The sequence below is a fragment of the Afipia sp. OHSU_II-C1 genome (assembly GCF_000497575.1).
GTDB lineage: Bacteria > Pseudomonadota > Alphaproteobacteria > Rhizobiales > Xanthobacteraceae > Afipia.
The window spans coordinates 102,181-115,424 of sequence record NZ_APJI01000026.1 but is presented as its reverse complement, the minus strand read 5'-3'; the positions used below and the strand labels follow the sequence as shown (position 1 = coordinate 115,424).

14 protein-coding genes and 1 pseudogene are annotated in these 13,244 nt (G+C 57.4%); 13 read left to right on the top strand and 2 right to left on the bottom strand.

Annotation, left to right across the window (positions count from 1 at the left end; translation table 11 throughout):
- Together I554_RS27700 and I554_RS27795 are read left to right on the top strand one after the other, a co-directional pair.
- Positions 1–639: pseudogene (locus I554_RS27700) on the top strand (hypothetical protein); the annotation flags it as partial.
- A complete protein-coding gene (locus I554_RS27795; RefSeq protein ID WP_343206151.1) occupies positions 524–1,285 on the top strand; it encodes a class I SAM-dependent methyltransferase in 762 nt (253 codons plus the stop codon). The pseudogene I554_RS27700 and the gene I554_RS27795, both read left to right, overlap by 116 nt.
- A 132-nt stretch (positions 1,286–1,417) precedes the next feature.
- Here the strand turns inward: I554_RS27795 and I554_RS0124460 are convergent, their stop codons facing one another.
- Positions 1,418–2,329, bottom strand: coding sequence for a cation diffusion facilitator family transporter (locus I554_RS0124460; protein WP_024575743.1), 912 nt, complete (start codon positions 2,327–2,329; stop codon positions 1,418–1,420).
- Positions 2,330–2,463: 134 nt separating this feature from the next.
- Between I554_RS0124460 and I554_RS0124455 the strand changes: the two genes are divergently transcribed.
- The 11 genes from I554_RS0124455 (at position 2,464) to I554_RS0124410 (ending at position 12,902) form a co-directional block, all read left to right on the top strand.
- Positions 2,464–2,853 carry a hypothetical protein gene (locus I554_RS0124455; protein ID WP_024575744.1) on the top strand — a complete coding sequence of 130 codons (390 nt, stop codon included), beginning with the start codon at positions 2,464–2,466 and terminating at the stop codon, positions 2,851–2,853.
- Between the two features lie 60 nt (positions 2,854–2,913).
- Positions 2,914–4,191, top strand: coding sequence for a divalent metal ion exporter subunit IhpA (gene ihpA / locus I554_RS0124450; RefSeq protein WP_002714834.1), 1,278 nt, complete (start codon positions 2,914–2,916; stop codon positions 4,189–4,191).
- The gene (gene ihpB, locus I554_RS0124445) at positions 4,188–5,138 is read left to right on the top strand and encodes a divalent metal ion exporter adaptor subunit IhpB (RefSeq protein ID WP_002714835.1); all 951 of its coding nucleotides are present in this window, start codon (positions 4,188–4,190) and stop codon (positions 5,136–5,138) included. The genes ihpA and ihpB overlap by 4 nt, the downstream gene beginning before the upstream one ends.
- Positions 5,128–5,493, top strand: a complete 366-nt coding sequence (locus I554_RS0124440) for a P-II family nitrogen regulator (protein WP_002714836.1) — start codon at positions 5,128–5,130, stop codon at positions 5,491–5,493. Before ihpB ends, I554_RS0124440 begins: the two co-directional genes overlap by 11 nt.
- Positions 5,486–8,701, top strand: coding sequence for a CusA/CzcA family heavy metal efflux RND transporter (locus I554_RS0124435; RefSeq protein WP_024575745.1), 3,216 nt, complete (start codon positions 5,486–5,488; stop codon positions 8,699–8,701). Before I554_RS0124440 ends, I554_RS0124435 begins: the two co-directional genes overlap by 8 nt.
- Entirely contained in the window at positions 8,698–9,075 is a 378-nt protein-coding gene (locus tag I554_RS0124430; protein WP_002714838.1) for a hypothetical protein, read from the top strand. Before I554_RS0124435 ends, I554_RS0124430 begins: the two co-directional genes overlap by 4 nt.
- Positions 9,076–9,211: 136 nt before the next feature.
- Positions 9,212–9,559 carry a hypothetical protein gene (locus tag I554_RS25855; protein ID WP_034461932.1) on the top strand — a complete coding sequence of 116 codons (348 nt, stop codon included), beginning with the start codon at positions 9,212–9,214 and terminating at the stop codon, positions 9,557–9,559.
- A gap of 26 nt (positions 9,560–9,585) precedes the next feature.
- A complete protein-coding gene (locus I554_RS0124420) occupies positions 9,586–11,772 on the top strand; it encodes a heavy metal translocating P-type ATPase (protein WP_024575746.1) in 2,187 nt (728 codons plus the stop codon).
- A 48-nt stretch (positions 11,773–11,820) separates the two neighbouring features.
- Positions 11,821–12,135, top strand: coding sequence for a hypothetical protein (locus I554_RS0124415; RefSeq protein WP_002714842.1), 315 nt, complete (start codon positions 11,821–11,823; stop codon positions 12,133–12,135).
- A gap of 9 nt (positions 12,136–12,144) precedes the next feature.
- Entirely contained in the window at positions 12,145–12,390 is a 246-nt protein-coding gene (locus tag I554_RS26695) for a PilZ domain-containing protein (RefSeq protein ID WP_081710868.1), read from the top strand.
- Positions 12,391–12,428: 38 nt separating this feature from the next.
- Entirely contained in the window at positions 12,429–12,902 is a 474-nt protein-coding gene (locus I554_RS0124410) for a hypothetical protein (protein WP_024575747.1), read from the top strand.
- A gap of 68 nt (positions 12,903–12,970) precedes the next feature.
- Here I554_RS0124410 and I554_RS27440 read toward each other — a convergent pair whose 3' ends face one another.
- Positions 12,971–13,135, bottom strand: a complete 165-nt coding sequence (locus tag I554_RS27440) for a hypothetical protein (RefSeq protein WP_155848258.1) — start codon at positions 13,133–13,135, stop codon at positions 12,971–12,973.
- Positions 13,136–13,244: the final 109 nt, after the last annotated feature.

Genomic DNA, 13,244 nt, shown 5'->3' with positions numbered 1-13,244 from the left:
GCCCTGCTTATTCTGCAAATGCTGCTGCTACCGATTTATCTTGGTCTGTTGCTCGGAGAAGATGCCGCCGGTCTCGTGCAGTTCGGGCCGTTCGTCCATGCATTCGTGTGGTTGATTGCTGTTCCTCTCGTTCTCGCTGCCGTCGTGCAGTTATGGGCTGCGAGCAGCAACGCCATTACTCGGGTGTCAACGGTGTTGGGGATGCTGGCGGTGCCGGCGACAGCGCTTGTCCTGTTCGTGGTCACCGCCGCCGTGGTGCCGCGGCTTGGGTCGGCAATGAATGCTGTGTTGCACGTGCTTCCAATTTATGTAGCGTTCGCGGTTTCCGCGCCCTTGATCGGTTGGAGCATTGGGCGACTGTTCCGTCTCGATGCGCCGGCCGGTCGATCAGTTGCCTTCAGTGCTGCTACACGGAATTCGCTCGTGGTGCTACCAATTGCATTTGCAATACCCGGCGCAGTCCCGGTATTGCCTGCCGTCATTGTAGCGCAGACGCTTGTCGAGCTGGTCAGCGAACTACTCTATGTTCGCTTCATCGGGAAACTCGGTCCGGCCCAGTCATTGTCCGTCGCGGCCAAACTTGAACAGATGCGAACGGATAGTGGCAAACACAGACAGTCACGTACGCGGTCACACTGACATGCCTATAACTTGCCGTTCATCACTTATGAGTTCGGTGCGCGTTCGCTTGCTCATGTTCGTATGTAAATGGGGCTACCGGTTAACGATTCGGGCGCGAAACTGGCGGGAGCCACTAATACAGGAGGCCGCGCTACGTTCAGGCGAGCGAGTCCTGGAGGTGAGCGCGGAGGGGTGCAGCTTGTGCGAGGTGCTTGCACGTCAGTATCCCGCAGTACATTTTTCTGCCGTACAGCCTGCGGGATTAAACACGAGCGTCCGCAACGCCTTAAGCAATCTCGAGCTTTTGCACGGGAATCAGCACTGCATCAATTGCCGTGCTGCATCATTCGACAAGGTGATCTTATCGCTCGCGCTGCATCCTTTACGGCTGAGTGATAAGGTTGCCCTCCTCAAGGAAATGAGGCGAGTATTGCGGCACGGCGGTACACTGCACATTGCCGACTTCGACCAACCGCTGCACCCGCGAGAGATCCACGCACTTCGCGGCACCGGCTATTTGTTCGGCTCTGAGACCGCGAAGTCCCATCTCGACGGCAGTTGGTTGAACTTAATCAAGAAGACAGGGTTTGATGGTGTGCGTCGCGTGAACACCGTTTCCGAGATGGTCGGCCGCATCGCCATAATCTGCGCACGCCGCAACTGAGCCGTTGCGGTGCCGAATATTTTTAACTCTCTATTTGGTTTAAATTTTCGCCAGCATTCCGGAATCAGACTGATGCAATGGCTGAACCGGCGGCAGGCAACTTCGTGTAGGTCGGGGACCGACAGGACAGCTTCAGATGCGCAGCACAGGCTCGGCCGTTCGCATTTCCTCGTCCTCAATCTGAATCGTCACATGATCGATCTTGAATTTCTCCTCGAGAACGGCCTTTGCGTTCATCAGGATTGCCCGTGCGTCTTTCATGTCGGTGACAACCACGTGGCCGGTCAATGAATCCGTTCCGGATGTAATGGTCCAGACGTGCAAATCATGAATGGCGGTCACACCGGGAATTTCCAGCAATGCCTTTTCAAGTGAAGGCACATCAACTTCGACCGGAACCCCCTCCATCAGGATATGGACGGCTTGCTTCAACAGCGTCCAGGTTCGGGGCACGATAAACAGGCCGATGCCGGCGCCGATGATGGGATCGGCCAAGGTCCAGCCGGTGTACATGATGATCAGGGCGGCGGCGATCACCCCCAGCGAACCGAGCATATCGCTGAGCACCTCGAAATAGGCACCCTGGACGTTGAGGCTTTCCGAAGAACCAGCCGAAAGCAGCTTCATGCTGATGAGATTGACGACAAGGCCAACCGCCGCGACGGCAAGCATCGGTCCGCTGAGAATTTCGGGCGGCGACAGAAATCGTTTGTAAGCCTCATAAAGAATGTAAACCGTCAGGAGCAACAGCACCACGGCATTGGTCAATGCGGCGAGGATTTCAGTGCGCAGATAGCCATACGTCTTTTGTGGAGTTGTGGACTTCTGGGCGAAGTAAATCGCAAACAACGCCAGAGCTAGGCCGCCGGCGTCGGTTCCCATGTGCGCGGCGTCGGCGATCAGCGCAAGACTTCCGGTCCAAATCCCGCCGACGATTTCGGCGGTCATGTAAGTCAAGGTCAGCGCGAGCGCGATATAGAGAGGTTTCCGGTGTCGGCCAGCCGCCGATGGGATAGCTCCTCCGTGCGAATGACCTTCACCCATGTATGTGCCTCAAAGTGTCGCAATCGACTGACTGAACCACCGCTAGGGTAGTTTCGGGTGAAAATCAAACTCGAGAAGCTGATTTCAGGCACTTTGTGATAGTGTTCAGTAACGGAATTTGCTATTCGGACCATATGGAACATCGGGCCAGCCGGAATCTATTTGATCAACGAGCGCTGCGCATTCGCCCGGCGCTGGTGATGTTCCTGGCGTTCGTTTATCTTTTTGTTGGACTGGCCCATGCGACCGCGCATGTGAACGAAACGATCACAGGTTTCAAGGTCATTCCAACAACGATTGCGCTTGAAGCGAGTTTGGCAACGGACGGTCTCGACGACGGAAACTCCGAAAAATTGTCCGCCGGCGGTGAGTATTGTCAAGTCTATGCACCGATTTTAGTGCCGGTCCTGGCCCGGGTTGCTACTCCTTCGGCTCAGCTTATTGGGCCACGATTCAGGGAACCGACGCTCCTGGTCGAAGACCACCCCCGGCTCGACACGCCACCCCCCAAAAATCTGATCTGAACGTTGTCGTAGCGACGCGGCTCTCTCGCGTCGCCGTTTCTCCGTTTTCAGGTCAGTATTATGTCTTTCGTCCGAACGGCTTTGCGCGTGATTTGCGCATTGCTTATGATAACAATTCCCGCTGCAGCCACCGAACCGCGTCCCACGCGCTCCATTTCGCTGCCGCAGGCCCTGCAGCGGGCGCTGTCGGCTAATCCGCGCTTAACAGCCGCTGAACGCGATATCGGGATAGCAGGGGGGCTTCGCATTCAGGCTGGAGCGTTGCCTAATCCTGACGTTTCCTTTGAACTGGATAGTGCCCTTGGCTCGGGTCCCTACAAGGGAACGCGATCTGCCGAGACAACTTTACAGCTCAGCCAACTCGTCGAGCTTGGAGGGAAGCGCGAAGCTCGTCTTGCCGCCGGCGAAGCCGGCGTAGGAAGCGCGGTCTGGCAAAGGCGCGCGACGCGTCTCGAAGTCCTCTCGGAAACCGCGATCGCGTTCATCACGATTATCAGCGCCCAACGCCGGATCGAGATCTTCGACGAGCAGATTGCAAGCTTCGATACGCTCATTCCACTGCTTCAAAAACGCGTCCAGGAGGGCGCTTCGTCGCCAGCCGAGACCCTGCGGGCCCAGGTCGCGGCCGATCTGTTTCGAGTCGAACGCGAGCGGTCGAAAACGCTATTGGCGACAGCGCGGCGGGATCTGGCCATCCTGATGGGCGACAGCAGTCCGCGTTTCGGAACCGCGGTCGGGCGGCTTGCGAATATTGGCCAGCCACCTTCTTTTCAGGCGGTCGTCAACGCCATCGAAGCCAATCCCCAGCTCATGCGGTGGACTGCCGTCACTGCCCAGCGCAATGCCGAACTGCTCATCGCGCGCCTAAAAGCGATCCCTGACCCGCGCATTTCGGCGGGTTGGCGGCATTATCAGGACACCAACGACAACGCCGTGCGCTTGGGCGTCTCGATTCCGTTGCCGATCTTCGACCAAAACACCGGCAACATCATCGCGGCCCAGGAGTCGTTGGCAAAGACCAATGCCGAGCGCGCCATCAACAAGCTCGTCCTCATCAGCATCGCGGGCCGTGCCTACGACACGCTGACTGGAGCGCTTGCGGAACTCAAGCTGCTGCGGTCTTCGGTCATCCCGAAGGCGCGCAGCGCTTCTGAGACTATCCTGAGCGGCTACACGCAAGGCAGGTTCACCTTGCTCGAGCTGCTCGACGTCCGGGGCTCGGTTTTGCAGGCGCTCCTTCGCGAGCAGGAGGCCTTGCAGAATTTCCATATCGCCATCGCGACGATCGAAGGTCTCGTCGGTAACCCGTTTTCGCTAACCCGCGAGAGTTCAAGATGATCAAAGGACTAATTCGGTACTCGGTGTTTTTGCTAGTTGTCGGGACGCTTGCTTATGGCGGCTATCGGTTGCTGGCGCCGGCAACTCCCAAACCAGGCTCGACGGAAAAGGTGGAAAAGGAAGAACATTCCGAAGGGGTCGAAATGAGCGACGCCAAAGTGGCCGCAGCCGGTATCGAACTTGCCAAGGCATCACCCGGCGTCTTGCGCGATAGCCTGCTGTTGAACGGCGTTGTCCAGCCAAACCAGGAATCGCTGGTGCAGGTCACGCCGAGATTTCCCGGAATCGTGCGCGAAACCCGCAAGCGGGTCGGCGATCGCGTCCAAAAGGGCGATGTTCTTGCGATCGTCGAGAGCAACCAGAGCCTTACGCCTTATGAACTGAAGGCGTCTCTCGCGGGTACGGTGATCGATCGCCAGACCACACTGGGCGAATACGTTTCCGAGCAAAAGCCGGCGTTTGTTATCGCGGATCTGTCGACCGTCTGGGTGGATCTTTCTGTCTACCGCCGCGATCTGAACCGCGTCAGCGTCGGCGACCAGGTTTTTGTCGATCCGGCCGACGGTGGTCCGCCGATCGAAACGAAGATTGCCTATCTGGCTCCAATCGGAAGCAGCGACACCCAGAGCGCAATCGCGAGAGCCATCGTGCTAAATTTAGATCAACGGCTGCGTCCGGGCCTATTCATTACTGGTCGGCTGTCGTTGTCGGCGAAGAAGGTGAATGTCGCGGTGAAATCGTCCGCGCTGCAGACAGTGGAAAATCGAACCGTCGTGTTCGTCCGCAACGGCGACAAGTTTGAAGTCCGCGATGTCGAACTCGGCGGGCGCGACCCGGAAATCGTCGAAATAGCATTCGGCCTTGTGGAGGGCGACGTCTATGCCGCCCAGAACAGTTTTATCGTCAAGGCAGAGATGGCGAAAGGATCGGCTTCGCATGAACACTGATCGCGACATGATGCTGGTAACAGCGCTGATTAGGCCGCACATGGAAGGGCACGTGGTGCGCATGCTTCACGACCTGCCTGACTTTCCGGGTTTCACATTCACCGAAACCCGCGGTCAGGGGCGAGGACGAGGGCAAGGCGGTGCCTATGTCTCGTCTGAATTCGATCTCACATATCATAATTTTCTCGAACTCCGGCTGGTGTGCCGACCCGAACTGGCCGATGAGATTCGTGACCGCATCGCGTCTGCAGCCTGGACCGGAAGGAAGGGAGATGGCGTCGTGTTCATAACCCCCATCCATTCTTTCGCTCGCATCCGGGAAATCGGCAAACGTCCGGAGAAGTCCAATGATTGACGGTATCCTTTCGTTTTCCATCCGCCAGAGGTGGCTGGTGATGATCGGTGCTGTGCTCATGGCAGCGTTCGGAGCGTGGAATTTCACGCGCCTGCCGATCGATGCGGTGCCCGACATCACCAACGTTCAGGTTCAGATCAATACCAGCGCCCCGGGCTACTCACCGCTTGAGGTGGAACAGCGGATCACGTTTCCGATCGAAACCGGTATGGGCGGTCTTCCTAACCTGCTTAACACTCGGTCGCTTTCCCGATACGGGCTGAGCCAGGTAACCGTCGTCTTTAAAGACGGCACCGACATTTATTTCGCGCGACAACTCGTCAATGAGCGCATTCAGCAGGTCAAGGACAGCCTGCCCACGGGTGTCGAAACGGCGATGGGCCCGATTTCGACCGGTCTTGGAGAAATCTATCTGTATACGGTTGAGGCCAAGCCAGGAGCGCTCAAACCCAGCGGCGAGGAATTCACCCCGACGGATCTGCGGACAATTCAGGACTGGATCATCAAACCGCAACTGCGAAACACTTCGGGCGTAATCGAAGTCAACACCATCGGCGGCTTCGAGAAGCAGTTTCATGTGCTTCCTGATCCGGCGCAATTGATGGCCTACAAACTTAGCTTTCGCGACATCATGTCCGCGCTTGCTGCCAATAATGCCAATGTCGGCGCCGGATATATCGAGCGCAACGGCGAGCAATATCTGGTGCGCACGCCCGGACAAGTCGCCAACATCGAAGAGATCAAGCAGGTGGTCATCGGGTCGCGCAATGGCGTGCCAGTTCGTATTTCCGACGTTGCCGACGTGAAAGAGGGCAAGGATCTTCGAACCGGCGCGGCCACGCTGAACGGCAAAGAAATGGTGCTGGGCACCGCGATGCTTCTGATCGGCGAGAACAGTCGTACGGTTGCGCAGCGCGTTGCCGCGAAGCTCGAACAGATCGGCCGGTCGCTTCCGGAAGGCGTGACGGCCCGCGCGATCTACGACCGTACCCATCTCGTTGAAGCCACGATCGCAACCGTGGAAAAGAATCTCGTGGAAGGTGCGCTTCTCGTCATCGTCATTCTGTTTTTGATCCTCGGGAACTTCAAGGCGGCGATCGCAACGGCGTTCGTGATCCCGTTGTCCATGCTGTTCACCGTCACGGGAATGTTCGAAAACAAGGTCAGCGCCAACCTGATGAGCTTGGGTGCAATCGATTTCGGTATCATCATCGATGGCGCCGTCATCATCGTCGAAAACTGTCTGCGCTTGCTGGCGCATGAGCAGCAAAAATTGGGCCGCGTTCTCAAACGCGAAGAGCGTTTCGCGACGATTCTGGAGGGATCACGCGAAGTTATCCGTCCAAGCCTGTTCGGCACTCTCATCATCGCGGTCGTCTACCTGCCCGTCCTCACGCTGACCGGCGTCGAGGGCAAGATGTTCACGCCGATGGCTCTCACGGTGCTGATGGCGTTGCTTGGCGCCAGCATCCTGTCGATGACGTTCGTACCTGCCGCGGTCGCGCTGCTGGTAACTGGCCGAGTGTCGGAGAAAGAGAACTGGTTCATGCGCGGCTCGCGCCGCATCTATGTTCCCCTGTTATCGAAGTCAATCCAGCATCGCGGCATGATTGCGTTCCTGGCCGCGTTCCTGGTCATTATTAGCGGCTTCGCGGCGTCCAAAATGGGCGGCGAGTTCATCCCGAGCCTGGACGAGGGAGATGTCGCCCTGCAGGCGATTCGTATTCCAGGCACAAGCCTAACGCAGTCGCTCGAGATGCAACAAATGCTCGAGAAGCGCCTTCTCAAGATACCTGAGGTGAAGGAAACTTTCGCCCGTACTGGCGTTGCAGAAGTTGCAACCGATCCGATGCCGCCTTCGATCTCCGATGGCTACGTGATGCTCAAGCCGCGTGAACAGTGGCCGGATCCGAAGAAGCCAAAGAGTGAGGTCGTCACAGCCATCGAGAAAGCTGCCGAAGAAATCGCGGGCAGCAGCTACGAACTCTCGCAGCCGATTCAGTTGCGCTTCAATGAATTGATTTCGGGGGTTCGCAGCGATGTCGGCGTCAAGATCTTCGGCGACGATCTGGAGGTTCTGGCTCAAGTTGCTGCACAGGTTCAGGCTGTCATACAGAACGTCCAGGGCGCGGCCGATGTCAAGACCGAGCAGATTTCGGGGCTGCCGGTACTGACTGTCAAGCTCAATCGTGCGGCGTTGTCGCGCTACGGCATCAGCGTCGCGGACGTTCAAAATCTCGTCGAGATCGCTGTCGGCGGTAAGAGTGCTGGTCTGGTTTTCGAGGGCGATCGGCGCTTCGAACTGGTTGTGCGGCTTCCGGAGCGCTTGCGCACAAATTTGGAAGCGATCAGGTCGCTTCCGATACCGCTGCCTCCGCTCGACGGGCAGGCGAAGGCGATGACGACGCGCGCAGTTTGGGGAAATTCTCCGCTCGCCCAGATCAGATACGCCCCGTTGTCCGAACTTGCCCAGATCGATGTCGCGCCGGGCCCCAATCAGATCAGTCGCGAGGACGGCAAGCGCCGAATCGTTGTTTCCGCGAACGTGCGGGGACGGGACCTGGGATCGTTCGTTGCCGATGCGCAAAGCCAGATCGCCGAGAAAGTGAAGATTCCGGCAGGCTATTGGGTCGGGTGGGGCGGTCAGTTTGAGCAACTGGTCTCCGCAACGCAGCGATTGACCATCGTTGTGCCAATCGCGCTACTTCTGATCTTTCTGCTGCTCTTCATGAGCTTGGGTTCGATGCCTGACGCGCTCTTGGTGTTCAGCGGCGTTCCGCTCGCATTGACCGGCGGCATACTTGCGCTCTTGCTTAGGGGCATTCCTCTTTCGATCAGCGCAGGCATTGGATTTATCGCGCTGTCCGGTGTCGCCGTGCTTAACGGGCTGGTGATTATCACCTTCATCGAAAAGCTGCGCTCCGAAGGTCACGCGATCATAGATGCTGTCAGAGAGGGCGCATTGACGAGGCTGCGGCCCGTCCTCATGACGGCGCTTGTTGCGTCGCTCGGCTTCGTGCCGATGGCGGTTGCCACCGGCGCCGGAGCAGAAGTTCAAAGGCCGCTGGCGACCGTCGTAATCGGCGGAATTATTTCATCGACACTTCTCACGCTTCTTGTCCTGCCGGCGCTCTACGTTCTTTTCCGGCGTGAGAACGGCGAGAGGGGCGAAGGACCTCAACCCACAACCAATGGAGTTACAACATGAAATACATTGCAATCATTGTGCTGTCCCTCATCTGGTCGGTGCCGTCTTTCGCGCAACATTCCCATGGAAGCCAAAAGGGACCGAATGGCGGGCAGATGGAGGATGTCGCAGGAGTTGAAGCAGAACTGGTTACATCCGGAAGCACAATCATGATCAACGTCTTTGACGAAAGCAAAAAGCCGGTTTCCACAAAGGGCTTCACGGGCGCCGCTCTTATTGCCATGGGAGCGGGGCGCGAGACGGTCACACTTGCGCCATCGGGAGAGAACGCATTGAAGGGCGAGGCAAAGGCCCCGATTGCCGCGGGCGCGACGATCACGCTGACCATCAAGACAGCCGACGGAAAATCAGGCCAGGCGAAATTCAAGAAATAGGATGATTAAACGAGGATAGCGGTTCATGGCGATAAGGTCAGGCTTTCGTCCCATCGGCCCAGAGAATCCGGCGCATCGCACCATATGCTCCGCTCTCCCAAGCGTCTTTCGTTTGTGCTTCCCATGGACCGTGGGAATGTTTTTCCTGACAGCCGCTGGTTCATGGTCTGCAGTTCAGGCGCAATCTTCCCAAGCCAAGATTGTCGGGCTGGGCGCAACGACGTGTCAGCGTTTCAGCATTGATATTAGATCCAACCCTATCCTTCGTCGCGACTATCTGGCTTGGGCACAAGGCTTCATGAGTGGAATTCTGTCGAGCAGACCCAGCGGTGTCGATGAACAACTCGACCTCAATCCGGTCACGTTCGATCTCGTAAACCAGTTGCATTTCCTCGAAGATCACTGCGCTCAGAACTCGGCGATCAATTTTTCCGACGCCGTCGCGGCGTTATATAAAAGGCTGCGCAAAGAAGGCAAAACATGATCAGCCACACAACCAAAAGCCCGCCCATGGCCGGCACCCCACGCAGTTTGCGCCTCGGTGTCGAGGGGATGGACTGTGCCTCTTGCGCCACGAAGATCGAAAACGCCCTGCAACGGATGCCCGGTGTTGGCGACGTAACGGTCTCAGTACGTCGGGGCACGGTGACAGTTAGTCATGACGGTAAAGCGGAAAACGAAAAGATTCAAAACCAGATCTCGGATTTGGGCTATCGAATCACGCGCGTGGAAGAGCTTGCAGCCAAGCCCGCTGGTGATGAGACGGATGATGGAACGCTCCCGGCTTCTTACGACCAACTCCATTCGCACGTTGATGGGGCCGGTTCGAGCAACCAGGCTTGGTGGCGAACCCGCAAGGGGATGCTCACCATTGCGTGCGGCTTGGCCTTGGCCTCGGCTTTTCTACTGGGCAAATTCTTTCCTGCTACAGAGCGTTGGGCATTCCTTTTCGCCATGATGGTCGGGCTCGTTCCAATCGCGAAGCGCGCGCTATCTGCAGCGCGGGCTGGCACGCCATTCTCGATCGAAATGTTGATGTCAGTCGCCGCCGTGGGTGCGGTGATCATTGGAGCAACCGAAGAGGCCGCGACTGTTGTCTTCCTGTTCCTGATTGGCGAACTCTTGGAAGGCGTGGCCGCAAGTCGCGCCCGTGCCAGCATCCAGGACTTGACCAAGCTTGTTCCGAAAACGGCCCGGCTGGAAGAAAATGGGTTGGTTCGCGAGGTGCAGGCGGACAGTCTTTCGGTCGGAGCGATCATCCAAATCCGACCCGGCGATCGCATCCCGGCCGACGGCGTCATCCTTTCTGGAGAAAGCGGGATCGACGAAGCGCCGGTGACCGGCGAAAGCACACCGGTCCGAAAGGGACCTGGGGAAATCGTATTTGCCGGTACCGTCAACGGTGATGGCTTGCTGCGTGTGCGCGTCACGGCCGCAGCTTCCGACAATACGATCGCGCGTGTCGTCCGATTAGTCGAGGAAGCTCAAGAATCGAAGGCTCCGACAGAGCGCTTCATTGATCGCTTTTCCCGGTACTACACCCCCGGTGTGGTGGTTGTTGCGGCCTTGATCGCCGTCGTTCCGCCACTCCTGTTCGGCGGTGTCTGGAGTAACTGGATTTATAAGGGGCTTGCCATCCTCCTGATTGGCTGCCCATGCGCGCTGGTGATTTCGACGCCGGCCGCCATTGCCGCAAGCTTATCCGCAGGGGCAAGGCGGGGGCTCTTGATGAAGGGCGGCGCCGTACTCGAGCAGATCGGCAAGATCACCGTCGCGTGCTTTGACAAGACCGGGACATTGACCGCCGGTAAGCCCCAGGTCACGGACATCATCGGCTATGGACGCACCGAAACGGACGTATTGCGGTTTGCCGCCGCGCTCGAGTTGGGTTCGAGCCACCCCCTCGCCACAGCCATTCTAGCGAAAGCAACCGAGCGGGAGCTATCGTTGCCGCCGACGTCCGACGCCAACGCGATGGGCGGAGTAGGCGTTCGTGCTATGGTGGAGGGGGTTGAGGTGTTCGTCGGATCTCCGAAGGCCGCTGGTGAACGGGCTCCGATGACACCAGAGCAAAGGACGCAGATTTCTGCGCTCAATCATGAGGGAAAGACGGTTTCCATCGTTCTGGTCGGGCATGAAGTGGCTGGCGCAATCGCGATGCGCGACGAGGTCCGACCGGACGCAAGAGCAGGCCTGAAGGCACTGACCGAGATGGGCATCAAGACGGTCATGCTGACTGGAGATAATCGCAGAACGGCAAATGCAATCGGCGAGCGTCTTGGAATCGAGGTTCAGGCGGAATTGCTGCCTGAGGACAAGCAGAGGATCGTTGCTCAGTTTCAGAAAGCGGGCTGGTCAGTTGCGAAAATTGGAGACGGCATCAACGATGCCCCCGCGCTGGCCGCCGCAGATGTTGGCATCGCCATGGGCGGAGGCACCGACGTCGCGCTCGAGACCGCCGACGCCGCTGTGCTTCACGGTCGCGTCGCAGACGTCGCGGCGATGGTCGATCTGTCAAAGCGCACTATGATCAACATCAAGCAGAACATTGCTGTCGCACTTGGTTTGAAGGTCGTATTCCTCGTGACGACGGTCGTCGGTTTGACGGGTCTGTGGCCGGCCATTCTCGCGGATACTGGCGCTACGGTTCTGGTGACCATAAACGCCTTGCGCCTGTTGGCGCCGCCCAAACTTTAATGATGTGGAAGAACTGCAAGCAGTTTTGTTTCAACGGAAGGAAAGCAGATGGGTTTCGATCAGTATCACGAGCCGCCGGAAGAGCTTTCACAGGAAACTCGTACTTTCGCGCGGATGATCACATCTCTGATCGAGGAGGCGGAAGCCATCAGTTGGTACGAACAGAGAATCTCTGTCGAAAAGGACAAGAACGCCAAGGCGATTATGGCAAACGCGCAGAAGGAGGAGTTCAAACATTTCGGAATGAACCTCGAATTTCTTCTCCGAAAAAAGCCGGACTGGCGTGCGGAGCTACAAGGGATTCTGTTCACGAAGGGCGACATCGTCAAACTAGGCGAGAAGGCGGAGAAGAAAGTCGATTAGACAAACGCGGTGTCGGTCTTGGGATATCATGAACGGAGGAAAGTTTTTAGAGCCGGCATAATCTCTTTCGGAGATGTGGCGATCTCCTGCACAGTCCGGAGTCTCAGTTCCACTGGAGCCTTGTTGGAAATTAGGGGCCCAGCAGCAGTTCCGAAGAAATTTACTCTTGTAATTGCCGCAGACGAGTTTCGGCGAGCTTGTCGAGTTATTTGGATGACGGAAAAGAGGCTCGGCGTGGTGTTCGAACTGATCTGACTTAGGGGGCCGATTCTGCTAGACTGTAGGAGGATGCAATGCTGCATTTATTCATCGTACTCATGGTGTGTCTGACCGTAACCGGAGCAAATGCGCGCGCGGCAGGAATGGCACAGGGCAAATTCTCCCCGCTCTCAGATGAACGCCTGCAACAGCTGCCGCCAGCGATTCACAAGGCGTTCAAAGCGGCGCAGCGTCTCTGCATGGACGACGCGATAGATGTTCGAACGGGATATCTGCGATACATTATAGGCCCGAGGGGCGAAGAGTTCATCGCAATTCACTTCGATCAGTTCAGGTGCTCCAATAGCCAAGCGCTATGCTCGCCGAAAGGCTGCCTTCATCGTGTTTTCATTTCCAGAGCAGGCGCGCTTCGCGAGGTATGGCGAGGGAACGTCTTCGAGATCGATATGTCGATCGACTCAGGTGTGCCGTCGATCGACGTCAATTGCAGCCGAGACGGGTTGTTTTGCCGCCATAAGATGCAATGGGATGGCAAGCGGTTTCGCTGAGGTTTCCAGATGCAAACAGGCGCCAGCAATGGCGGAACATCTACTGCGCATCGCGCCTCTCAAACCGCTTAGCCGGCAGAGTAGGCGGACTTGGCGCAATTTTTTCGGGGCAGGCGCGCATGTGAAGCGAGTAACGTCCCCATCGACCAATGCGGATCGATGGTTTTCTTTTGCGCAATGATCCGGATCAGTTCGAAGAATTCCAGATGGTTATGACGGTAGTCACGTGACATGGGATGTTGAAACGAGAAGCGGGCCGGTAGCGAATATAAAGCCGCCAGCACTCCGAAGACCCGGGCAAGCCACGGCAGCAAGCCAGGTAAAGCGATTTGTATTTGTCCG

Coding starts and splice junctions, on each gene's coding strand:
- I554_RS0124415 (WP_002714842.1), top strand. CDS start 11,821: ATGGGTTTCGATCAGTATCACGAGCCGCCGGAAGAGCTTTCACAGGAA.
- I554_RS0124420 (WP_024575746.1), top strand. CDS start 9,586: ATGGCCGGCACCCCACGCAGTTTGCGCCTCGGTGTCGAGGGGATGGAC.
- ihpA (WP_002714834.1), top strand. CDS start 2,914: ATGTCTTTCGTCCGAACGGCTTTGCGCGTGATTTGCGCATTGCTTATG.
- I554_RS0124435 (WP_024575745.1), top strand. CDS start 5,486: ATGATTGACGGTATCCTTTCGTTTTCCATCCGCCAGAGGTGGCTGGTG.
- I554_RS27795 (WP_343206151.1), top strand. CDS start 524: ATGTTCGCTTCATCGGGAAACTCGGTCCGGCCCAGTCATTGTCCGTCG.
- I554_RS0124440 (WP_002714836.1), top strand. CDS start 5,128: ATGAACACTGATCGCGACATGATGCTGGTAACAGCGCTGATTAGGCCG.
- I554_RS25855 (WP_034461932.1), top strand. CDS start 9,212: ATGTTTTTCCTGACAGCCGCTGGTTCATGGTCTGCAGTTCAGGCGCAA.
- I554_RS0124455 (WP_024575744.1), top strand. CDS start 2,464: ATGGAACATCGGGCCAGCCGGAATCTATTTGATCAACGAGCGCTGCGC.
- I554_RS0124430 (WP_002714838.1), top strand. CDS start 8,698: ATGAAATACATTGCAATCATTGTGCTGTCCCTCATCTGGTCGGTGCCG.
- I554_RS0124460 (WP_024575743.1), bottom strand. CDS start 2,329: ATGGGTGAAGGTCATTCGCACGGAGGAGCTATCCCATCGGCGGCTGGC.
- I554_RS0124410 (WP_024575747.1), top strand. CDS start 12,429: ATGCTGCATTTATTCATCGTACTCATGGTGTGTCTGACCGTAACCGGA.
- I554_RS27440 (WP_155848258.1), bottom strand. CDS start 13,135: ATGTCACGTGACTACCGTCATAACCATCTGGAATTCTTCGAACTGATC.
- ihpB (WP_002714835.1), top strand. CDS start 4,188: ATGATCAAAGGACTAATTCGGTACTCGGTGTTTTTGCTAGTTGTCGGG.